General features: G+C 40.0%; 24 protein-coding genes and 1 pseudogene. 12 read left to right on the forward strand and 13 right to left on the reverse strand.

Going from position 1 to position 22,532, the window contains the following annotated elements; all coding sequences use genetic code 11:
- Nucleotides 1–215 precede the first annotated feature (215 nt).
- Entirely contained in the window at nt 216–1,304 is a 1,089-nt protein-coding gene (locus MSBRW_RS02535) for a hypothetical protein (protein ID WP_011305557.1), read from the reverse strand.
- Between the two features lie 137 nt (nt 1,305–1,441).
- Here MSBRW_RS02535 and MSBRW_RS02540 point away from each other — a divergent pair, with 137 nt between their 5' ends.
- Nucleotides 1,442–1,771, forward strand: coding sequence for a pyrimidine dimer DNA glycosylase/endonuclease V (locus MSBRW_RS02540; protein WP_011305556.1), 330 nt, complete (start codon nt 1,442–1,444; stop codon nt 1,769–1,771).
- Nucleotides 1,772–1,782: 11 nt separating this feature from the next.
- Here MSBRW_RS02540 and MSBRW_RS02545 read toward each other — a convergent pair whose 3' ends face one another.
- Both MSBRW_RS02545 and MSBRW_RS23160 read right to left on the reverse strand, forming a co-directional pair.
- Nucleotides 1,783–2,451 carry a permease gene (locus tag MSBRW_RS02545; RefSeq protein ID WP_198137182.1) on the reverse strand — a complete coding sequence of 223 codons (669 nt, stop codon included), beginning with the start codon at nt 2,449–2,451 and terminating at the stop codon, nt 1,783–1,785.
- Nucleotides 2,452–2,453: 2 nt separating this feature from the next.
- A complete protein-coding gene (locus MSBRW_RS23160) occupies nt 2,454–2,675 on the reverse strand; it encodes a hypothetical protein (RefSeq protein WP_198137181.1) in 222 nt (73 codons plus the stop codon).
- 4 nt (nt 2,676–2,679) lie between these two features.
- Between MSBRW_RS23160 and MSBRW_RS23165 the strand changes: the two genes are divergently transcribed.
- Nucleotides 2,680–2,913: a hypothetical protein gene (locus tag MSBRW_RS23165; RefSeq protein WP_198137180.1), complete on the forward strand. Its 234-nt coding sequence runs from the start codon at nt 2,680–2,682 to the stop codon at nt 2,911–2,913.
- 57 nt (nt 2,914–2,970) lie between these two features.
- On the opposite strand, the gene MSBRW_RS02555 is transcribed toward MSBRW_RS23165, so the two are convergent.
- The gene (locus MSBRW_RS02555) at nt 2,971–3,306 is read right to left on the reverse strand and encodes a PadR family transcriptional regulator (RefSeq protein ID WP_011305553.1); all 336 of its coding nucleotides are present in this window, start codon (nt 3,304–3,306) and stop codon (nt 2,971–2,973) included.
- Between the two features lie 571 nt (nt 3,307–3,877).
- Here MSBRW_RS02555 and MSBRW_RS02560 point away from each other — a divergent pair.
- From MSBRW_RS02560 to MSBRW_RS02570, 3 genes are read left to right on the forward strand one after another with little or no spacing between them, the layout of a single operon-like run.
- The gene (locus MSBRW_RS02560; RefSeq protein ID WP_011305552.1) at nt 3,878–4,474 is read left to right on the forward strand and encodes a B-box zinc finger protein; all 597 of its coding nucleotides are present in this window, start codon (nt 3,878–3,880) and stop codon (nt 4,472–4,474) included.
- A 37-nt stretch (nt 4,475–4,511) separates the two neighbouring features.
- Entirely contained in the window at nt 4,512–4,841 is a 330-nt protein-coding gene (locus MSBRW_RS02565; RefSeq protein ID WP_048102483.1) for a carboxymuconolactone decarboxylase family protein, read from the forward strand.
- A gap of 17 nt (nt 4,842–4,858) precedes the next feature.
- Nucleotides 4,859–5,254: an LIM domain-containing protein gene (locus tag MSBRW_RS02570; protein WP_011305550.1), complete on the forward strand. Its 396-nt coding sequence runs from the start codon at nt 4,859–4,861 to the stop codon at nt 5,252–5,254.
- Between the two features lie 578 nt (nt 5,255–5,832).
- Here MSBRW_RS02570 and MSBRW_RS02575 read toward each other — a convergent pair.
- From MSBRW_RS02575 to MSBRW_RS21690, 6 genes and pseudogenes are all read right to left on the reverse strand, one after another.
- Nucleotides 5,833–6,522: a DUF169 domain-containing protein gene (locus MSBRW_RS02575; protein ID WP_011305549.1), complete on the reverse strand. Its 690-nt coding sequence runs from the start codon at nt 6,520–6,522 to the stop codon at nt 5,833–5,835.
- A gap of 44 nt (nt 6,523–6,566) precedes the next feature.
- Entirely contained in the window at nt 6,567–6,845 is a 279-nt protein-coding gene (locus tag MSBRW_RS02580) for a DUF4405 domain-containing protein (protein ID WP_155398398.1), read from the reverse strand.
- A gap of 89 nt (nt 6,846–6,934) precedes the next feature.
- The gene (locus tag MSBRW_RS02585; RefSeq protein ID WP_048103146.1) at nt 6,935–7,231 is read right to left on the reverse strand and encodes a NifB/NifX family molybdenum-iron cluster-binding protein; all 297 of its coding nucleotides are present in this window, start codon (nt 7,229–7,231) and stop codon (nt 6,935–6,937) included.
- On the reverse strand, nt 7,200–7,415 hold the full coding sequence (locus MSBRW_RS22830; protein WP_196298018.1) for a hypothetical protein: 216 nt from the start codon (nt 7,413–7,415) through the stop codon (nt 7,200–7,202). The genes MSBRW_RS02585 and MSBRW_RS22830 overlap by 32 nt, the downstream gene beginning before the upstream one ends.
- Before the next feature lie 137 nt (nt 7,416–7,552).
- Nucleotides 7,553–7,696 (reverse strand): hypothetical protein, encoded by a 144-nt coding sequence (locus tag MSBRW_RS22835; protein WP_196298019.1) that lies wholly within the window; start codon nt 7,694–7,696, stop codon nt 7,553–7,555.
- 62 nt (nt 7,697–7,758) lie between these two features.
- Nucleotides 7,759–7,872, reverse strand: a pseudogene (locus tag MSBRW_RS21690) (IS5/IS1182 family transposase); the annotation flags it as partial.
- 436 nt (nt 7,873–8,308) lie between these two features.
- Here MSBRW_RS21690 and MSBRW_RS02595 point away from each other — a divergent pair.
- The 7 genes from MSBRW_RS02595 (at nt 8,309) to nikR (ending at nt 16,416) form a co-directional block, all read left to right on the forward strand.
- Nucleotides 8,309–9,406, forward strand: a complete 1,098-nt coding sequence (locus MSBRW_RS02595) for an iron ABC transporter substrate-binding protein (protein WP_011305547.1) — start codon at nt 8,309–8,311, stop codon at nt 9,404–9,406.
- A complete protein-coding gene (locus MSBRW_RS02600; protein ID WP_011305546.1) occupies nt 9,403–10,026 on the forward strand; it encodes a class I SAM-dependent methyltransferase in 624 nt (207 codons plus the stop codon). The genes MSBRW_RS02595 and MSBRW_RS02600 overlap by 4 nt, the downstream gene beginning before the upstream one ends.
- Before the next feature lie 3 nt (nt 10,027–10,029).
- Nucleotides 10,030–11,802 (forward strand): radical SAM protein, encoded by a 1,773-nt coding sequence (locus MSBRW_RS02605; protein WP_011305545.1) that lies wholly within the window; start codon nt 10,030–10,032, stop codon nt 11,800–11,802.
- Complete coding sequence (locus MSBRW_RS02610) at nt 11,795–12,814, forward strand: FecCD family ABC transporter permease (RefSeq protein WP_011305544.1); 1,020 nt, start codon at nt 11,795–11,797, stop codon at nt 12,812–12,814. The genes MSBRW_RS02605 and MSBRW_RS02610 overlap by 8 nt, the downstream gene beginning before the upstream one ends.
- Nucleotides 12,805–13,584 (forward strand): ABC transporter ATP-binding protein, encoded by a 780-nt coding sequence (locus tag MSBRW_RS02615; RefSeq protein WP_048102480.1) that lies wholly within the window; start codon nt 12,805–12,807, stop codon nt 13,582–13,584. The genes MSBRW_RS02610 and MSBRW_RS02615 overlap by 10 nt, the downstream gene beginning before the upstream one ends.
- Nucleotides 13,585–13,884: 300 nt before the next feature.
- Nucleotides 13,885–15,252: a coenzyme F390 synthetase gene (gene ftsA, locus MSBRW_RS02620; protein WP_011305542.1), complete on the forward strand. Its 1,368-nt coding sequence runs from the start codon at nt 13,885–13,887 to the stop codon at nt 15,250–15,252.
- A gap of 741 nt (nt 15,253–15,993) precedes the next feature.
- Nucleotides 15,994–16,416, forward strand: coding sequence for a nickel-responsive transcriptional regulator NikR (gene nikR, locus MSBRW_RS02625; protein ID WP_011305541.1), 423 nt, complete (start codon nt 15,994–15,996; stop codon nt 16,414–16,416).
- Between the two features lie 286 nt (nt 16,417–16,702).
- Here nikR and MSBRW_RS02630 read toward each other — a convergent pair whose 3' ends face one another.
- From MSBRW_RS02630 to MSBRW_RS02640, 3 genes are all read right to left on the reverse strand, one after another.
- Nucleotides 16,703–17,059 carry an ArsR/SmtB family transcription factor gene (locus tag MSBRW_RS02630; protein WP_011305540.1) on the reverse strand — a complete coding sequence of 119 codons (357 nt, stop codon included), beginning with the start codon at nt 17,057–17,059 and terminating at the stop codon, nt 16,703–16,705.
- 1,362 nt (nt 17,060–18,421) lie between these two features.
- Nucleotides 18,422–20,146 carry a flippase-like domain-containing protein gene (locus MSBRW_RS02635; protein ID WP_011305539.1) on the reverse strand — a complete coding sequence of 575 codons (1,725 nt, stop codon included), beginning with the start codon at nt 20,144–20,146 and terminating at the stop codon, nt 18,422–18,424.
- 123 nt (nt 20,147–20,269) lie between these two features.
- On the reverse strand, nt 20,270–22,459 hold the full coding sequence (locus tag MSBRW_RS02640) for a DUF2298 domain-containing protein (protein WP_011305538.1): 2,190 nt from the start codon (nt 22,457–22,459) through the stop codon (nt 20,270–20,272).
- Nucleotides 22,460–22,532: the final 73 nt, after the last annotated feature.

Below are 22,532 nucleotides of genomic sequence, written 5' to 3' on the forward strand. Positions count from 1 at the left end.
GATACTGTGAAAGAGACATTTACCAGCTATATTTTTTCAGAAGGCTGGATATGAAATTAAGATAAGGGGCTATTTTTGTTCCTTTCAGAAATTTTATTCTTATTTTTTATCTTCATTTTTAATTGATTTTAAGAGTAAAGTGGCTTTTGGGATAGGCTCATTAAATATTTATTATTTTTTGTCTTTAAACTTATTAAATATTTATTTTTTTGTTTTTAAACTTTTCTTTTACGCTTCCAGGGCAACAATGCAGCTTCAAATGCCAGAATAGGTCCTATGAACCACCCTGCCCAGAATAAAAGCCCGGCTATCCCCAGTCCAGAGAAGTAAATCCGTTTTCTTGTGGACCCAGTGCCATAACTTTCATCTTTGAGGCTTAAGGATATTGCAACAACCCCAAGTCCTAAACTGACAACAATTAAAGTTAAAGTAATAAAAACTTCTGAGGAAAATGAACTTTTACTCAGTGAGATCAGCATCTGGAATATATATGACATTCCTGTACCAAGAAAGAAGAGGCCTGCAAGTATTCCTGAGATGTGTGCAGGACTTAACCCAGCTACAGTTTCCCTTTTTAAGAAAATTGCTAGAAGCCCGGCTGCAAGAGTTAGCACAAGCGGAGTAAAGATCAAAAACAGTCCCTGGCCTTCCCAACGGTAAATCTTTATCTGGCTCAGGGGTATGGATATCCATTCCTTCAAAGTAAAAGTTTCTTTGTATCCCAGAATTAACCCATAATTTCCTTCTCTTGAGATTTCTCTTTCCTGCAGACCTTTTTCATCTATTGTGTCTTCTCCTCTTCTCGAACCTGCTTCCTGTATTGCACCTACTGCAACGTAATATGTTCCACTTTCCGGAGCTTTGATATCGAGCTTAACAAGCGAGTAAAAGGCACTTGGGGTAAACCCTTCGTATACAGGGCTCTCGGGCAGGCTGTAGGAAAGCACTTTTGCCCCATACCCTTCGGTCACTTCCAATTTCTCGGGTACTTTTCCTTTGTCCGCAAGTCCCGGCCCGATAAGAATCAGGTTCGGGGTAAAACCCTTATTTCCATCTTCAACGGGAATAGTGAGTCCGAGTACAATTCTTTCTCCTTTTTCTACATTAAAACTGTAATACCGAAGATCTCTGGAAGCAATCTCTCCGTAAAGCACCCTTGATTTCGAAGGGTCTTCGATCCGGATTGCTGTTTCAGGACTTTTTCCTCCCCCTCCGAATACCGGCACGTGGGCAAGCGCAGGAGCGGATAAGTATATAACAACCAGCAGAAAAATTCCAGAAAACCAGAGTATTCCCCGTCTCATGGAATATGTTTTCTCAAATAGTATGTAAATATGTATAAGAATAAAGAATCAGACACAGAACATAGGTCTTAATTTTCGTGTTCAAACTCTTCTCCCTTCCCGAAAACCCTTTCATAGATGTCCTAGGAATTCATCTTATGAGAATCTGGGACATACCTCCTGAGAAGATGTGCAGGCAGCATCTTCTAGGGGAACACCGTGAGTTACATGCCCTATGGTCTATAATTACCAATAACAAGAAAGCCTATGCTCACCATCCAGAAACCATGCGCTGGAGGGGAAAGCTCAAAGCTCTCTACCTGAGGCATGAAGCTCTGGTTGAGGAAATGACAAGGCGAGGTTACAAACACCACACTCCTCTTGACCCTGCCCTTGCGACAGGAAAAGCTGTTCAGGACGAGTTTGTGGATTCTTATGAAGAACAGGTCCAGCTCCTTAAAGAAAGAGGGTGCGACTGCAAGGTTTGAATTAGAATCTTTCAGGAAAATTCGGATTCAGCTTTCCTGCCAAGAGATTCTTTGTCTTCTGCTGAGAAGGTTTTTTCGATTATAAGAGAAAAGAGAAGAAATAGTGGAACGCATACTGCTATCCGAATTGCCGTGAACTTGGCTCCCATATATGAAATCTCATACAATAAAAGGGGAATTTTTGCAGTGGACCATACCCCCAGGAAGAACAACACATACGCCAGTTTTGCTTTTTTCTTTATAAGGAGCATTGCAATGGGAAAGGCAATATAAAGGGGGCCGGCGGCAGCAGAGCCTAGAAACAGAGCTGTAAATACTCCTTTAAGGCCCGAGGTTTCCCCCATATACCTGATAAAGGTCTCTTTAGGAACCCAGGCATCTAGCAAGCCCATGAGAACGAAAACAGGAGGAATCAGGCCGAGCATTTCCTTTGTATTTGATAAGGATATATTGAAGGCTTTTATGCCTTCAGCGTTGTCCGTAAAGTATAAGGCTATTATTACAAAAGCAAAGACTATAACAAACCTGAATTTTTTTACTACGGTAAATGCTCTCTCTTTTATACTCTTATTTTTTGACCTGGCAGTTAGCCTCCCTGAGTTCATGCTGGAACGTATGAATTTCGTATTCGGTTTTTCGAGATCAGTGTTCATACTATCAGCATTAGTTTCAGTGTTCATTATTACATCAACTTCCAGATCACCATTGTGAAAACTAAAGATATTACCAGTGCAGATGTGTTTCTCATAATTGCCATACGTTTGCTGAAATACTTGATCTCCAGAGGCAGGGTTACAAATCCTACTGCCATAAGTGACGAAACAAAGGCTGCAATCTGTGCGTATCCTGCCCCATCGTTAAGAAGGGTAGCTCCAAGAGGAAAAGCGACAAAACCCGGAATCATTGCAATGGATCCTGCTGTTAGCGAGAGGACTACCCCGAAAAAACCTGAATTGGAGCCTATAAGCTTTGAGATAATATCTGGACTTAAGATTGCCAGGGTAATTCCTGCAAACATCATAACTGAAAGGATTTCCGGGAGAAGGCCTGAAAAAGATTTCCAGGCTTTAAGGAGAGCGAGTTTCGTTCTTTTTTTATCCTTCAGGTATGAGATTGTAAGAAAAATAAAAGATAGGGCATAAAAGTATGTACTGTTCAGGAGAACCCCTCCATTCTGTATTTACAGGAATTCCAGGGCTTCAGTTTTGTAACTTTTCGTAAGTCTCCAGGAAAAAATCCAGGTCCTTTTTTCTCCTTTCAATATCCTGCTTGAGTTCACCCAGCTTTTCGATTCCTTTTTGGGTTATCTTATACCATTTTTTTGCTGGGCCTGGTTCGGAAGTGTCCCAGTATGCTTCAACTGCTCCCTCTTTTTCCAGATCGTTAAGTGCTCTGTAGAGCGCAGGAGTATCTATCAGATTGAAAGGCATTTCTTTGTCAAGTCTCTTGAATAAAAGGGCTCCATATGCGGATTTCTGTGCCAGAAAGAGCAGTATAAATGAAGGTGTATGACGAAAGTATGTGTTTCTGGGCATAACGACACGTTTGATTCTTTTTAAGGGATTGGATAATTTAGTTTTGTAGCAGTTCTATTTGTATTCAATCAACATCTAGGTGTTAATTATATTAAGATACTAATTACATTATGATGTTAATTACACCAAGGTACAAATTACACTAAGATGTTTTTGTATATATGCTTTCTGCTTTAAACTTGAGTTCTATTCTCATATTCTGTTATTCTCATATTCTGTTATTCTCATATTCTGTTATTCTCATATTCTGTTATTCTCATATTCTGTTATTCTCATATTCTGTTATTCTCATATTCTGTTATTCTCATATTCTGTTATTCTCATATTCTGTTATTCTCATATTCTGTTATTCTCATATTCTGTTATTCTCATATTCTGTTATTCTCTTTTATAATAAGAAATCAACTATATATAGATACCGATAATTTAATATATTATTACTTTCATACTCATAGAGAGACAGATTAATTAGAAAAATACAATTCAAAAATTTGCCGTAGTAAAAAAGGGAAATCCAAAACTTCATGTATAGTCTAAAATCCGTGTTTTTGTTGTCTGGCGGGAAAATTCGATGAAACTTGTACTTGACGAAGAAGAAACCTGGATAATTGAATGCATAAAAGAAGCCCATATAGACTGCGGATTCCATGTTCGAGACGTTATAAAAAAGGCAAAAGTGAGATATGGATTATCCCGGTCAACAGTATACGAAATTGTTAGTTATCTGGAGTTTCACGGCCTGGTAAAAACGAATAAATCTGGCAATCGGGAACTCGATCAAAGTATTTCCTACTTTGTAACATGTCCTGTGTGCGGGAAGGAAATTCCTGGTAATGAGTATATTCTAGAAAATGGGAAGTCAATATGTGAGGACTGCTATCTGGAAGAGCACCAGAGAATCAAGTTTGCAGATCCTATGGCTGTACGTTCTAAAAAACTCTTTAGAAAAAATCATGGTCTGGAAGGCACAGAAGGTCTAACAGATATTCAAAAAGAACTTTATAAATTTATACAGATAGAAGGAGGGGTTACGCCTGAAAAAATCTCTAAACTTTTTGGGCTTACACCCCAGGAAGCCAGGAATCAGCTTGCAATATTAAGGCACTGTGAGCTTGTGAAATGGCGGAAGATAGGAGATGAAATCTGTATTGTGCCTTTTGATTCTTAACTTCTTATAAAAACATCTATATTGAGGAAGTGGTATCTTGACAGAAAAAATTGACATGGATGAAAAGACAAAAGTTATGGCCGGACAACTTCCAGGAGTAATGGATGCACTCTCTGGGCTTCATTCTGAAGTTATTAAGGATGGAGCATTAAGTGCCAGAACGAAAGAGCTCATGATGGTTGCAATTGCAGTATCTCTGCGTTGCGAATACTGCCTATGGAAACATGTTCCTGAAGCTGTATGTTTGGGAGCAACTCGTGAGGAGATCCTGGAGGCTGTCAGTACTGCCATAGTAATGGCTGGTGGGCCTGCAGTAGCGTATGGATCTGTGGTGGTTCTTACAATTCTGGATGAATTGAACGTTTGAAGAAATGAGGTGATAAATTGACTGAAGAGATAACTAATCCTGTCAAATGCCACATTTGTGGGTGTGAACTGGAAAAAGAAGATTGCATAGAAGAGAGAGGCAAGGTTTTCTGTGAAGATTGTTTCATAGAAACTCACCACAAGATTCAGGCCTGTGATCCCTGGGCAGCTTATTCCAAGAAATTCTTCAGGAAGGAGGCCGGGCTTGAAGGTACAGAGGGCCTGACTGAATTACAAAAAGCCATCTATGAATTTATCGTCTCCAGGGGTGGAGCAAAAAAGGAAGAAATTGCAAAAAAGTTTCAAATATCCCTTCTGGAAACCGAGAACCAGTTTGCTCTTCTAAGGCATTGTGAGTTGTTAAAAGGGCAAAAAAGAGCAGATGGTGTGTACCTTGTACCTTTTGAGAGTTAATAACTTCAAAAAGATTTTGTTTTAACTAAGGTTGAAAAATAAAAGTAAATTGTCTTCTTACATATTCTATAACTGATATGTGTCCCCAGGAAAGTTACTTTATATATATTAATTAACCCATTTTCCTTTTATAACATACTTTATGGGCATATACATTTTTACTTACTGAATCTCTCAAAAACAGAATCTTATTTATTTTATTAATCAGAATGAAAATTAAACTATTGATTTCCTTAAAACTATTGATTTTCTGCAGGTTAAACCTTTACGAGAAATCTTGTTTTTGATATTACCTTTATAATATTATTAGTACTATTATTATTATTATTATTATTATTATTATTATTATTATTATTATTATTATTATTATTATTATTATTATTATTAAAACGTAGGTTCATGAAAGGGCTGGCATGAATGAATGCTTACTTGAAGGTTAGATAGGCTTTGTGAAAAACCTATCTAGTTCCGCTTCAAGATGATGAAACAAACAAAATGTATCAGGTTATTCGTCTCAGGTTGTGGTGTTCGTTATTTCAAAGAAACTCTACATAGCCTGAAGATACACTTTTCGAAACTTACTTCGGGCAGATTTCTTTAAGGCCAGCAGCCACATCAGCCAGAAGTTCAATGGGAATTCCCATAATCATTTCTTCGTCTGCGATTTTGGAGTATGTTCTGCTGCCGCTGCAACCGACTGTGACTCCGATTTTGCCTTCTTTGTATACATTCACAACCCCATCGGAGCACAGGCTCTGCTTTCCTGCAAAACTCGCTTCGATCCTGCCTCCGGTTTTGTACATTGCAGCCTGTGTGAGTAACATTATTTGTTTAGGATTACTGATAACGACAACAACATCCGGAGTAAAAGTGGCTTTTTCCAGAGGAGAGTACAGGATAGCTTCTGTTGAGTTTGGGGGAAGCTTGGGAACTCTTTCAAGGGTACGCCTTGCAGCGCCCTGGGTGCTGAACTGTTTGAGTTTATTAAAATAAAATTCTCCACTTGCGACCTTTGGAGGCATCTCGCCAAGGCCCATTGCGCCAGCGCCACCTTTACACATCTGGTCTTCGATAAGGGTATAGAACTCCTCGCCTGTTCTTCTCACTCTGTCAACCAGCTGGCAGTGTCTCATAGTTTCATCTACTTCCTTCATTCCTTCCGGAATTTCCCCTCCTTTCGGGATCAGCTTTACTGCAACAGGGGAAGTCTTTAGTTTCAGACAGTCGACAAGTTCTTGTCCATATTTATTTATCTCTTTTACATCCATGTTCTCAGCTCAGATTTTTAAATTATTTTTGAAAAATTTTCTTATCAGACTTTATCAGTCACTGTATTAGTCTCACAAATGGTGTTTTTCTTTCCTTTTCTGAAAAATCTCTTTGTGGTACATATAATCCATTGACCATGCAGGATAAGATGGACAACTATAAGAATAACTATCAAGATTCCTGCTTTGCTGTGTATCCAAATCCAGGTAGCTTTCGTTAATCCTATATATACTACATACTGTCCTCTTGGAATTCCTGAAGGTATTAAAAAATGCATAACTAAACCTGTACCTGCAACAACAAAAAATAGAGTTGTCAGAATAAGGTCTACTAAGTAATTGGTTTCTTGTCGGCTTACGGTTTCACCTCGTTAGATAGCTCTGATTCAAGCTCCGATTCAAACATTATTAATTAAGTCGCTTCCGTTATTCCTGCAAATACATTGATATTCTTTTCCGTAAGTGACATTAATGGCTTTCCGCCGATACCCGCGATGAGCACAGCATTGACATTATGTGATTCCAATATTTTTGATGGAGCAGCACAATTATGCTCAATCTCAGGAGACAAGTTGCTTACTGTTTTAACACTCTCGATGTCTTTATCGTTTACATCCACGATAGTAAAATATTCGCATGAGACATAATGAAAACAAACATCAGATTCCAGTCCACTATCACTCACTGATGGTATAGCAACTTTTGCCACTTTTCACACTTTCTGCTTTAACATTTACCGCTGCTGCCTTTCCCTTGCTTCTGGGGCAGCAGTAATTGTTCTCAATGAACCTCTTTTTTTCTGTCGCCTCAGACTCGATAAACGATTTCGGAGCCACACTTCGGACAGCTAGCTGGGCGTTCAGTATTGCACTACAATTCCTATCTATACTCACACCCGCTACAAGAGGAATTCAACTTTTCATTTCTCACTATTTATATCCACTATTTATATACTCTCTTCTGGAGATCTCTATTGCTTTGCCATTGACAAGGGCATCAGCCACTTTCTGTCGGGGCCTTTGCAGATAATTCAAAAGGTTTTTCTGGAAATACTCATCATATCTGCAGCCTTGTTCTGATCAACATGAACGAGATCGCAGAGAGAAACCTTCCTGGGTTTATAATATGTGGCTTTTGGAAGGCACGATACCCTGCGTTTAACTCTATTCGCCATCAAATTACTCATATGCGATTTATTATAAATAATTTATGAATTTTCATTAGTTCACTTAGAACCTATTCGAAAAATCCTGCTGCTCTAAATGTTATCCATGCACATTCGAAATAAAGCATAGCAAGGTAATTCTCAATTTTCCTTTTCCATCTTATAATGAGTCTAGTGCACTGATTCCAAAGTATGTAAGGAATGAATTTTGAAAACCACGGAAAGCATGGAAGACACGGAAATAAGTAGTAAAGGTGTGTTTCTTCCGTGCTTTCATCCAATAAATTCGTGTTAGATTGAAAATCGGTAACAAGAACGATTGTGAATATGCTAAACTTTTCTATGAAATTGGGTTGACTAATCTATAAATCATTAAAAGCAAACTTATATATAGAAAGCAATAGGAAATAGGTTACCGCTTTCCTACAAATATGCCACGAAAACAATCAACCAATATAGCAAATATACTGAAAATTATCCGTCAACCATGAAAACGAAGAAACTTTCTAAAAAGCGTGTTCAAGAGCGTTTTTCTAGTTTCTTCCTATAAGAATATATATTTATAACATTATGTTCATGCAAACATAACGCTTAAACTATAAAAGTCTGTCAGGTATTTCTATGCGTGGAAAAATAAGTACAATACTACTACTCTCTATTCTGGTTCTGGCTGTTGCATCCTGTGGATGTGCAGAAAATGCGAATCAGCAGGCTGTTCAGAACTCAAGCACTATACAGATCACCGACATGTTGGGCAGGCAGTTAACTGTGCCGGCGGAAATCTCTTCAATTGTAGCCACTTCTCCGCCGTCCACTATCCTCGTTTATATGCTTGCTCCGGACAAACTTTCAGGGTGGAATTTTAAAAATAATTTTACTCAACTTTACATGGTTGAAAATTACTCAAGTCTGCCTGTAATCGGGGGCTGGTTCGGAACACAGACCGGGAACTATGAAACTATAATCAAAATGCATCCTGACATTGTAATTGAAGGGTACACCACTGATGGAGAAATACATGAGACTATAGAGCGCAGACAGGAAAGCTTTGGAAATATTCCTGTAGTGGCTGTTGATGGTTCTATTATCTTCGTCAACAAATCTGACCCGACTATACAATATGTGGGTAAACTTCTTAACTGTGAAGACCAGGCACAAAAACTGATTGATTTCCGCAGTTCAGTCCTTAGTGAGATTAATAACACTATAAAAGATATTCCCGAAGACCAGAAAGTACGTGTTTATTATGCCGAAGGTCCAAAAGGGCTCATGACCGACCCTTCAGGTTCTCAGCACTCCCAGGTCATTGATATCTGTGGTGGTATTAACGTTGCAGATTGTCAGCTTACGCCAGGAAGCGGCATGACTCAGGTCTCAATCGAGCAGGTTATGAACTGGAACCCTGAGATAATTATCACCTCAAATCCACAGTTCTATTCGACAGTTTACTCTGATTCTCTCTGGGCAAGTATAGATGCTGTGAAAAATAAGAAAGTATACCTTGCTCCTCAGAATCCTTTCTGCTGGATTGACAGGCCACAGGGCCCTCACCTTATCCTCGGAACTGTCTGGACTGCAAAAATGCTGTACCCGGACCGTTTTGTAAATATGGATCTCTCCAATCTGACTCGTGAGTTCTACTCGGAATTCTTCCACTATAATCTCACGGACAAAGAGCTGAATGCGCTACTTAACCCTTCAGCAGAGGCTAAGACGTGAGCGAGCAGGAAAAATCTCCGGATTTCCCCTATATTGCAGAGAACATCTTTGCCCCCATCTACCCTGTAATAGCTGCTAATATCGTCAAGCAAAGTGGAATAGAGAAAGGTATATGTCTTGACCTGGGATGCGGTATAGCATCCCTGGGAATTGCTGTTGCAGAAATTACGGATATGCAGGTATATGGTGTTGATATTTCAACTAAGATGTGCAGGCTTTCAAGAAACAAAGCCTTCCGCCATTGTCTTTCAAGTAAAGTTGCTCCTGTGCAGTCTGATGTACACCTGCTCCCTTTTAGAAATAATTGTGCAGACCTCATAGTAAGTCGGGGTTCCGTATTTTTCTGGAATGACCTGCCTGTGGCTTTTAAAGAGATCTCTCGCGTTCTTGCTCCTGGTGGGCAGGCATGGGTAGGAGGTGGCTTCGGCACAAAAGAGTTGAGAGCACAGATTTCTGAAAAGATGGTCGAAATCGATCCGGACTGGCATTCCAGTTCAAAAGAACGTCTCAGTCCTGAAAACCTTCAGGCTATAAAGGAAGCTGGAAGGCAGACCGAGATTCCCTGTCATGTAGTCCAGGATGATTCGGGATTCTGGATGGTATTAAGCAAGGAAGGTTAAAAAATGAAGTGCAATGTGTGTGAATTCAGGTGTGAAATCGATGAATACAGCAGGGGAAGATGCGGGAACTACTTATGTGCTGGTGATACTATCATCCAGGACCCTGATCTCGGATATCTTGGAGCATATCCTGTTTCTATAGAAACCATTCCCTTACTTCACTATTATCCCTCAGGTAAATTCCTTCAGGTTTTCAGTACTGGATGCAACTTCCAGTGTTCAGGCTGCGTAGCTCGCCTGTTAGCTTCAGGGAAATCGCTTGACCTTACTTCACTTGCCCCATCTCAGGTGGTGGAAAAGGCAGTACAGCAGGAGTGTCTGGGTGTAGTTTCTACACTCAATGAGCCTGCTGCTAACTATTATCTTTTCAGGGACCTTGCGTTAAAGGCAAAAGAAAAAGGTTTACTCGTAGGCTGTTCCACCAACTGTTATTTCACAGGTGAGACACTGGAGAAGCTTGGAAAATTTGTAGATTTCATGAATGTCGGAATTAAAGGCTATTCTGATAAGAGTTATATAAACTGTGGAGTTCCGTCTTCTGCACCTGTTTTCTGCAATATCTCCAGGCTTTTCGATATGGGTGTTCATGTCGAAACTTCGGTTGTATACTTAAGGGGAAATGAAAACGACGTAATAAATGTTGCAAAAGCCTTGTCTAATATTTCTCCTACAATTCCGGTTCAGGTCATGAGATTCATTCCTTTTGGCGATGCTCCGATTGAGCTTGAACCCTCTATAGGAGAGGCTGAGAGCCTGTGTGATGCTCTGCGGGAGCATGTAGACTATGTCTATCTTTTCAATTCTCCAGGTACGGAATCTTTAAATACGTACTGTCCTGAATGCGGTAGCCTTCTTGCAGAAAGGGAGTTTTACGGGCCCATGGGTTCCAAACCTCTAAAACCCTGGATAAATTACACCTGTACTTGTGGTAAAAACACTCCGGTTAAAGGGACAACTGCAACTGAAGGTTTCAACGAAGAGGGTTTCATGGGCGGTTACAGGATAAGCCGGGCTTTCAGTATGGTCCATGCAGTACTTACATGCATGGGAATACTGGACAACCGCAGGGTAATTGAAATCTGGGTAAAGGTTTCCAATCCTGAAACCCTGAGTCAAATACATCGTATGATACAACAGCCATACTCCTATCTTGAGTTTATCAGGCTTATTGCTGAAAAAGCAAATGCGTCGGAAAAAGGAGAAGAACTTATTTCTTTTATTCGTGAACGCCTGGAACTTGTCCAATCTCTTGCAGCGGAAAATAGTGATCATAAGGTGTATTATTGTATGGGTTCTCCTCTTTTTGCTCTGAACGCCGGGAGAATGGAAAACAACCTTGTGACATTTTCCGGGGGAGTTAGTATCAATAAACAGATTCAAAAAGAAGGCAAACCTGGGGTAAATGTTTCTCCTTCTTTTATAAATGAGCAGAATCCTGAGACAATTTTTATTTCAGGTTTCCTTTCTCGTCCTCTAGATGAATTTTATGGCCTGTGCCAGCAATACGGCATATCTGCAGATGCAGTAAAAGAGCACCGGGTCTATGAAATTCCACCTTCCTGGGATTTTGGGAACCCCCGCTGGATACTGGGACTCATGTACATAGCAGATAAACTGAACCCAGAAAATTCATCAATTGACCTGAAAAAGGAAGCAGATGAGTTTTATCTAAGGTTTTATGGTATGCCTTTTGAGGAAGCAAAGCCTAACAGGTCATTTCACAGACCTACCTCTGGCGTCTGGTCCAGGCATGTTATGAGGTATACTCATGCCTGATTACAAGTTTAATCGCACTACTCTGGTGTACCTGTTACCTATCGCATTACTCATAATCTCCCTTTTTATTGGAAGATACCAGACTCCACTGTCGGCAGTTGTGGATGAGAGTATTATTACTTTTTCATCCCTTTTTTTTGGCACTCCTGCTTCGGTTTCCGCTCAACACACAGTACTGTTCAATGTAAGGTTACCGAGGATACTTGCAGCTTTACTGGTAGGTGCAGCTCTTTCCATGGCTGGAGCCTCTTTCCAGGGAATCTTTCGTAATCCACTTGTGTCTCCTTATATCCTTGGAGTGGGGTCCGGGGCTGGTTTTGGGGCATGCCTTGCAATATTGCTCTGGAATAATTATCTGATGATACAATTGATGGCTTTTGCTTTCGGACTCCTTGCGATGTTTTTTGCTATAAGTATGGGTAAAGTCAGCAAAGGTACTGGAACTTTAGTATTCGTGCTTTCGGGAATTATTGTGAGCTCTATTTTCACGGCTCTTACGTCACTGGCAAAGTATGTAGCAGATCCCTATGATCAACTTCCTGAAATAGTATTCTGGCTTATGGGAAGTCTTGCAAGTGTCAGGTACGGCGATTTGTTCTACATATTATTGCCTATACTTATTGGGGCTTTCGTATTGTTTCTTTTCAGGTGGCGTATCAACATTTTGTCCCTGGGAGACGAGGAAGCTAAAGCTCTTGGGACGGATGTGGAAAAAACGCGCCTGGTTATCATTGTTTGTGCGACCCTTATAACCTCAGCAGCAGTCAGTATCAGCGGTGTCATTGGTTGGGTCGGACTTGTTGTGCCCCATATCTCAAGAATGATTGTTGGTCCCAATTATAGCCGCCTCTTGCCTATGAGTATGGTTATTGGAGCATCGTTTATGCTGGTTGTGGATGATCTTTCAAGGACTATTGTAGCTACCGAAATTCCCCTGGGAATCCTAACTTCTCTGGTAGGAGCTCCGTTGTTTGCATATCTTATAAAGAAGGGGCGTATGGGATGGAACTGATGCTGGAAGTAAAGTCCCTTGCTTTTTCTTATGGAAACGGGCCAGTATTTGAAAATGTATCTTTTTCGCTGAAAAAGGGCGAGATCATGTGCATTCTGGGCCCAAACGGAGCAGGAAAATCTACACTTATCAAATGTATTGCAGGAATTCTCCAACCCGCTGCTGGGTCTGTCTTTATTCAGGGAAAAGATACAGCTTCTCTTGGGGTAAGAGGAATTGCCAGGCATATAGGTTATGTACCTCAGCAGAATGAAGTGGTTTTTCCATTTACTGTGCTGGATTTTGTAGTCATGGGCCGTGCTCCTCATCTTTCCATGTTTGCATCCCCTGGCGCAGAGGATATTAAACTTGCAAAAGAATCGCTAGCAATGGTGGGAATTTCTGATCTTGCGGAAAGGCCGGTTGCTAACCTCAGTGGAGGACAGAGTCAAATGGTGCTTATTGCTAGGGCTCTTGTCCAGAAGCCTGCTCTGCTTTTGCTGGACGAGCCAACTTCTCACCTTGATTTTGGCAACCAGGTCCTTGTGCTGGAAACTGTCCAGAAACTGGCTTCACTTGGAATGTCCATTATAATGAATACACATATGCCAGACCATGCTTTTCTGTTAGGTGACAGGGCTGCAGCACTGTCTGAAGGTAGACTGGTTGCCGTAGGAAAAGTTGAAACCGTTGTAACCAGTAAGATGATGTCTTCAGTCTATGGTGTAAATGTAGCTGTCAGGGAAATTGAGGATATGAAAAGGAAAGTGTGTTTACCCTTAAGAAGGTGAACAAATTATTACTGAACAAATTATTACAAAAATAGCAAAGATCTAAGGAAAATATGGGTATGTTGAACAAAATTTTATAAACGTATAAAAGATCTAAGGAATATAAGGTGAAGTAAAACAGATCCATAAAACACAGCCTAAAGAGAAAAAGGTCGGAAGGGCAGAGATCCGGATCTTATCTTTTCCACCTTACTATCTTTAAAGTTTAAAGAAACTATTAATTTAAAAGCCTCCAGAAAACGTTTCATCTTTGAAGTCAATAAATAACAGGCTTTCTATATCCTATTATTCCAGTTGGGGGTGCTTTCTATAGACAACTCAAAACCTTATTTCAACCCTGAAATCGAGACTATGGACAGGGAAGAACTGGATGCTCTCATAGAGGAACGGGTACGGTACACGGTAAAATATGCGGCAGAAAATTCTCCTTTTTACAGAAAATGGTTTGAAAAGCAGGGAGTGGACCCGGCTGAGATCAAAACCCATGAAGACCTTCTGGACCTTCCCATAATTTCGGGAAATACCATCCGTGAAAACCAGCCTCCGGAAACAAGCGAATTCATGTTCAGGAGTGTAGGCTGGGAGGATGTTTTTACAGTTCATGAGACCAGCGGAACCAGTGGAAATCCAAAGGGCTTTTTCCTTACATGGGAAGATTGGGAACGGTATTCGGAAAAATATGCTCGTATTTTCAGGTCACAGGGCTTCGGCCCTGGAGACAGGGTTGTTGTCTGTGCTTCTTACGGGATGAACGTAGGGGCAAACACCATGACCTTTGCGGCCAGGCAGCTTGGTATGAGCATTATTCCTGAGGGCAAGTGCACATTTCCTCTGCGAGTTATTGAAGCTTACAGGCCTACAGGCATAGTAGGCAGCGTATTCAAACTTCTGAACCTTGCCAGAAGGTTACGGGCAGAGGGCATCGACCCTCGGGAGTCAGGTGTAAATAAACTGGTTGTGGGAGGAGAAGCTTTTGCTGACGAGTCGAGGAATTATCTTTCCGAAATCTGGGGTTGTCCTGTGTATAACACCTATGGAAGTACGGAAGGTACGATGTGCGGTGAGTGTGATGAGGTGTCAGGGCTGCATGTGCCTGAAGATCTTGTCCATGTTGATATTTACGACCCCAATCTCGAGAATTATGTACCTGACGGAGAATGCGGAAGAGTTATCCTGAGTACACTGCTGCCTGTTGGGGCAAAAGCAGGAACCCTTCTTTTAAACTATGATACTGAAGACACAACTGTGGTGCTTACGCGCAAACAGTGTCCCTGCGGAAGGACGCATATGAAAATTCTGACTCCTCAGCGTGAGGCTGAAACCGCGTGGGTAGAAGGAACTCCCTTTAACCGCGTAGATGTGGAAAGGGGTGTTTTCCAGCGCGAAAACATGGACTACCTAACCGGAGAATATGAAGCTTTTCTTTATGGCACAGAAGACGAGGGAGAAACCGTACTCAGAGTTAGTATGGAATGTGAAAATCCTGAGGTGTGCGACCGGGACCTTATAAAACAGAACTTTCTTCGTACTTTTCTCAGATATAAGCCTCCGCTTTCAAGGGCTTATGCCGAAGGCACTTTTAAAATAGTATTCAATTTCACAGGTCCTATGGGGCTTGAACTGAACAGGATAAAAGGCAGGCCTAAAAGGCTTGTAGACAGACGATAAGAGAACAAGAAGAGAGCAAGGGCATAGAGTAATGCTGAAATGACGCATAGAATGATGACACAAATACAGAGAGTGCTAAATTGACATAGAAAATACTGAAATAATATAGAAAATGCTGAAATAATATAGAAAATGCTGAAATAATATAGAAAATGCTGAAATAACGTATGGAGTGCTGAAATAACACATAGTGTGTTGAAATTGTTGATGACGGGAAAGTGCGCTTATCTGGCAGATGTATTCGTGCTTGAGAGTAATATTTAACACAATTTTCTTAAAGTTCTGCTGAAAAATTATCTATTTAAGACTTTTTTCTACCTTTTATTATATTTTTATATCATTTCCGATATATTATTTCGTAAAACCAAAATTCTTTTATTGATATCGGTTTTTACTTGACAAATAAAAATGGTTATATATTGATGAGTTCAGATAAAGTACAATGAATGGTCAATAACTGAAGAAACTGATTTCAAATAAATTTGCCTTTCAGATCTTAATAACAATGGTTATTGATATTGTTTTATCCAGGCTGGATAGTTACTTTTTCCAACATAAAAAAGCCTATATATTTTTTAGTGGTGAATGTAAACCAGTACCGAGGATTAATATTTGTAAAGAATGAATATTTGTTATCAACTCTTTTATATTAGTACCTATGTGAAAAAAACATATATAGTGCTACATATAATATACTAACGTATTAACTCGTAAACAAGTCTAAGATTATTTGGTGATATTATGGAAACAGAACTTATGAGGATAGGAGTTTCCCTTCCCGATACCCTTCTGGGTAAATTTGATGAGATTATCGAAAAAAGAGGTTATTCTTCTCGTTCTGAAGGCATAAGAGATGCCATCAGGAGTTACATTTCTTATTACGAATGGATGGGTGACATTAAGGGTTACCGTGTAGGAACCATTTCGGTTATTTACGACCATACTAAAAGGGGGCTCTCAAATGCTATTGCAGATATTCAACACAACTATTCTCACCTGATAAAATCTTCAGTGCATATACACCTTGATCATGACAACTGCTTTGAAGTGATTGTTCTCGATGGGGAAGGTGAAGAGATTAAGGAGCTTGCTGAAGCTATAATGGCCCTCAAAGGGGTAAAGTTCTCAAAGCTCACAACTGTAGCATCAACCGATAAAATCTGATTTTTCCCAGTCAGGAGTTTCCCTCGAACAACCATGAGAAAGTAAGACTTAGTAAAGAAAAATTCTAGATGGAAAAGATTTCTAGATGGAAAAGATTTCTAAATGAAAAAGATTTCTAGATGGAAAAGATTTCTAGATGAAAAAGATTTCTAGATGGAAAAGATTTCTAGATGGAAAAGATTTCTAGATGGAAAAGATTTCTAGATGGAAAAGATTTCTAGATGGAAAAGATTTCTAGATGGAAAAGATTTCAAAGAGGATACTAAATTCCTCTTGATTTCTATGTTTAAGCTTTTTCAAAGTGCTTTTCAATATGTTTCAGGAGCAGGTTTCCGAACTCTGTGAGTTCATAAATCTGAAAACTCCGTTCTCTTCGCGAGTTCACCAGGCCTGCTTCTTTTAACAGCTTAAGATGATAGGAAAGAGCTGAATGCTGCTGGTCCGTACAGTCCACAAGGACACAGACACAGAGACTCTGGACTTCAAGGGCTTTGAGAATCCTGAGGCGGGTGGGATCTGAAAGTATCTTAAACAGGCTAACGATTTCTCCTACATCCTCATTCATTGCCGAATGCACAGCATCAAGCACATCTTCCGGAAGACAATATGCATCCTTTACTTCAATTATTTTTTTTTCAGACATTTCTTCCACTTGACCATTGGTTCAAATAAAAAGCATGTGGTTATTATTTTAATTCTTTTTGATAAAATCAAATTTAATAGAGCTAAAAAGTTCCAGTTTCACAACCGATGGCTGCAAATTTATTACCATCAGTAATTGTCGGACAGCCTCCTTGCAGCGGGGTGCGTCAGCGCAACTTTGATTAAACGAAGACGAAACATCTGTTCCTTCGTTATCCCATTCTTAATAACATATATGTCGTTCATATGAACCATCAATGATACATTTAGGTCGTGGGTTCATATGAACCAGGGTCATATGAACCAATAGGAGTTTGACAGTATCTCTTAATTATTACTGTTGACATATCCCATTTTTAGCTCAAATTAATTTGACATAATTCTATGAGTTCATCTAATTTTATAATATTTTCTATGAAATAATTCCAATTCTTGTTACAATCAAACTATTGATCTTGTCAAAATTAACAAAAATGGCCCTGTAACATCCTCTGAAATAACGAAATTCCATTAATTTGAAACAAGTATCTGATACACTATAACTCGTTTCATATCAGTTTCTTGAACTGATTGAGATAGGTTTTCTACAAAGCCGAAATTTTTATTTCTCTCTTATATTTTTAAGTTGCGTAACTGTTTTTACTGGCGTTTAACATTATTCAATACAATTTTTGCGGTAAAGGGGATATTTCAAAGTGTTACCTACCTAGAAGTATGAGCCCGATGAGCAAAATTACAAAGACCAGCACTATAATGTATATAATGGTTTTAGTTAACTTTTCCATAATCAATTACCTCTTTACTGTTCAAAATTCCTAAATTATAAATTCATTATGGAGTTTGTACATTATTGTAGACATAATCAAGTTTGTTTACCTTTAGCTTTTAATTGCAGATCATGATTTTCAACTAACGTCCATTTATATCACTAATTCTTCTAGTCCATTAATTATGTTTTATAACATAGTATGCAAAATAGATGGCAGAATAAATTAAAGGCAGTGTCGCAAATTTTCTGTAAATTCAAAGTCAAATTTTTGTATACTGAACATAATTAAGTATTCTTGTTATCGAATTCCCAAAACACAAACTTATTAAGATTTCTTATTTTACAGAAATTAAGTCACACTGCCTTAATCGAAGACGTATGGATCTAATTTACATTATTCTGTTTACTCTTTTTGTTCTGTTATAAATATACTGTACCAGGTTGTTTTCATGTAAAGCCGTCAGGGATGAATGGACAGAGCTTAATTGGGCCCACTGAGATCCTAGTTAAAGCTCGTTGGAGATGCCGACGGTCATCTGATACTGACGGTCATCTGTGAATCGAGAAGCCAGTTGTTCCTACCCAGGTTGTAGTTCACCCTTTCAAAACATCCTTATCAGTACAAAGCACTTCTCTCCACCTGAGCCCGAGTTCAGAGAGGGCAAGACCTCCTCCTATTAAAGTAATTGAATTTTTTATAATATGATCGAGCACGGCAACCGTAAATCCGATCTCCGGTTTGATTCCACCAAGCCCGAAAACTGCAGTCAGGGCAACTTCATATGTTCCTATGGCTCCAGGTGTTATCGGAAAGATTTTTGCAATATTTCCCAGGGCTACAGCCAGGAAAATTAGTGATATCATATATGTGGACGAGAGACTTTCTCCTACTGTCGGAAAAGATTTAAGGACAAGGAAACAGGTGAATATATCTATTCCCCATATCAGAAGAGAAGAGGCCGTCACTGCCAGAAACGAGCTTGGACGTACGGCAACGACGCTTATCTGGTGTAAAAAAGTAGAGGCAAAAATCTTTATCTTTCCAGAGAACCCGTTTTGGGAATTTTCCATTTCCAATCTTTTTCTTGTGTTGCCTTCTCGGAAAGAAACAATAAAGATAATTGAGAAAAAAAGCACTACTGCAAGTCCGGACAGCCTTATCAGGGATTCCATCCAGGGATCAAGTTCAAAACGGGATGCAGCACCTGAAGATGCAAGTATTGCTATGGAAGTTATTGCAACTATATCAAAAACTCTTTCTACGGTTATCGAGGAGAAGCTAGTTGTAAAAGCAAGGTCCTTGCTTTTTTTCAGGATATACATCCTGCTCAGATCTCCTATCCGTGCCGGAAGAATTACATTTGCGGATTGGCTGATAAAAATGCTGCCTGTAAGAAACCTAAGCCCGTATTGATTTCCAAGCCTGTTAAGGATCTGCTGGAAGCGAACTCCTCTTAAAGGCCAGGAAACACAGTATACCAGAGCGGCTAGAACCAGAGTCCTGAAGGATGCTTGCTTCACATTTTCCAGAATATCGGATGCGCCCAGGAAGGTTGCGACAAACGCAAGTATCAGAATTGCAAGGGTAGCTGTTAAAAAGAATTTTCCTTTTCCTGAAACTTCGAGAGGAAATGAGAGTTCCCGCCAGAGTCGGAATATCTCGGACCCCATTCCTTTTACATCTTTTGCCAGATTAACCTTGCTTGACCCTCCGTGCCTCCAGTAAACCGGAAATTCCATTACCCTATATCCTTTGTGTTGGGCTCTGACAAGTACTTCGGTATCCCAGAACCAGTGTTCATTCTCAACATCCTCACTAAGTTCAAAGAGAGCTTCTCTCCTGAAAGCCTTAAAACCGCACTGGTGGTCATAGAGTTTTGAATGCAGAAATAGCCTCACCAGAAAATTATATCCTCTGCTTGCAAACTCTCGCTTAAAAGGCCTTTTTGCATCGCTATCGGGCATCATTCTCGATCCTGTAGCAAAATCATAGCCATCCGTGCTCACAGCTCTGATCAGTTTTTCCAGATACTTCATATCTGTCGCAAGGTCCACGTCAATATAGCAGAGGACTTCTCCTGAAGCGGCCTTAAAAGCCCGGTTAAGAGCTTTTCCCCGGCCCTGTCGTTTATCCGAATGCAGATGGACAACATAAACGTACTGTTCCGCGAGCCTGGAGGCTATCCGGTCTGTACCATCCGTGCTGCCGTCTTCGGCTATGATGATCTCGAAACGGTCCGTTATTTTAAAAAGTGTTTCTGCTGTAACTAAGACAGCCTTATCGATATTCGCTGCCTCATTATAAGCTGGTAAAACCACCGATACGCTGGTAATGGATAAGACCCCACTATTTTCATTCCATTATTGGGAGCGAATCTACGATTTGTATAAATGGACTTTTATATAACTCTAAGTTTAAGGTTCCCCCTAAAAACCTAAAACTCAGAACTCCTTTTTTACTTTATAAATCCGGACTGAACCCTGGTAAACCGGTTCAAAATAAGTTTTGTCCTCGAACTTATCCGTTTTTATATCATACATCTGCCGTTCAAGTTGACCGATATAAACATAGTTTACGTTATATTTATTCATGAGCTCAAGAGCTTTTTTTTTACTGCTGGTACTGTAAATGGTATTTACGTCTTCAAGCCTTGTCCTGATTTCTTCATCGTTTCTTTCCCAGAACTGCTCATGCCTTGCCCACCCAATAACCGTAGGAAGCCCGGTATTTGCCGAGACACGCGAGATATAATGATAACTGCTGTCATCTGAGGAAGCTTCAAGGATTATCGGAGTTCCACTGAGGTTTTCCTGAATCCATTTTATAGCGTCATAATCTCCGCGATCCAACTCTTTCATGTATTCCATGCCGTCAAGGGCAGGTTCCGCATTCATATCTTCTATTCTTGTAAAGGTAGCTACTACAGGAAAGACGCTGCATGAGAGAACCAGAAGCATAAGTGAGAACATCCAAACTTTTTTTTCATAAACCCTGCTGCTCGTAGGAAGGTTAGTCTCGGGAAAGGTTCTGTAACGGAAATAAAGCTGATAGAAGGAATAAGAAGCTGCAATGGCCAGAAAAATCCATAAGTGCATGTAAAATTTGAAAACCGTATTCATGCGGGCAAAGCTTCCGGAAATGGGATCATCAAGAAAGATGACTTCGCAGATAATCGCTATGAATGCAGCCATTGCTATCAGAAGTGAGATGAATCCTGCATTGCTTCTCTCAGGAAGGTCTTTCAGGAAAGAATAAAGTGAAAGGACAAGTAACGGAAGAAGGATTCCAAGCAGAGGAATAGTCCATTCTTTGGCAAGAAATGCCGATATTCCTATCCACAGGATGAAATATTGTATTTTTCTTCTGGAGTCAAGGTGAGTCATGAGGAAAGAAAGGGTCAAAAAAAGGAAAAGGCTGAACAGGATCAGGAATTCTCCAATTGTTGTACGAAGTTCTGGCTGAACAAAGTCGAATCCACCTGCAGCTTGCGGTTTAAATGACAGATAAAAGGGCAAATACGGAAGAAGGCTGAGAGTGAAAACTGAAAGAACTGTTCCCAGAAAACCGGTAACGGATCTAGATAGGCTTTTATTGTGGATATATAAGCTTTTACTGTGGAGATAATGCCCGTAGTAATAAGCAAAAACAACTGCAAATGTCAAGCTGAGATATATCGGGAAATCCCAGGAATTAGAAAGAAATAAAAAACCAAGGGATACTGAAAAAATCAGAAGTTCCAGTATACTTTCAAAGACCCGGTTGCTATCTTTCCTGAGATATATGTTAAGGAGAAAAGCAAGTACCAGAAGCTGGAAAGGAATTGCAATCATGTGAGAATGAAGGTCTCCATGTATGAAACTAAAGTAAGGAAATTCATTTATTGTATACGGGATAACTCTCGAACTGCTCCAGTAGTATCCCATTGGTGCAGTTTCTCTGGTAAGATACATGGATATGAATTCTTTAAATCCCTGCAAGTTTCCTAGCAGGATCACGAATAAGGCAGTAAGAAACCCATACCTGATTTTTCCATGAGTAAGGTTATATCCAAACCCGAAAAGGAGATTGAAGGAAAGAGCGAAAGTGAGAGCAATAGCCAGATTGAAAAGCATGGATGGCTCGACAGAAAATAGTTTCCCCGGAACTCCCACCGAAAGGTATCCGAAATAGTAATAAAAATCAAGGGAACCGCCTGCAAACCAGGGATCTGCCGGGGGGAAAGAAGAGGTTCTCATAACTGCGTTCAAAAAAGCAAAATCCATGAATTTTTCATGCCTGTAGATCTCAGGAAGATACATGCGTATAAGCAGGAAAAAAAAGAAGCTTGCAGCGAATACGAGCTCATTTGACAACAGGATCTTCTTTTCCGGTAAGGTCCTTTGTTTTCGATAGACAATTCCCGCTATAAGGCAAAGTAGAAGTACCGAGATAAGGATTGTGCGGCTGTTCAAGCCCCATACATGGGAAAAAAGCCAGGCAATATACGTAACAAGCACTATTCCCAGAGTCCTTGCTGCAGAATATCCTCTGTCAACAAGCCGATTTCCAGCTAGTCCGGCAAGAGGCATGGAAACCAGGCCCAGCATTTCAATAAAAATAAACCAGAAAATTATGTGAAGATACTCTAACACCGCTCTCTTCCCTTTAAAATCGGTTGTTTAATGTGCACTGTCTAAAGCCCCACTCTCTTGAGGTGCACTTTCT

Origin of the sequence: Methanosarcina barkeri str. Wiesmoor (assembly GCF_000969985.1) — an archaeon.
Lineage (GTDB): Archaea > Halobacteriota > Methanosarcinia > Methanosarcinales > Methanosarcinaceae > Methanosarcina > Methanosarcina barkeri_B.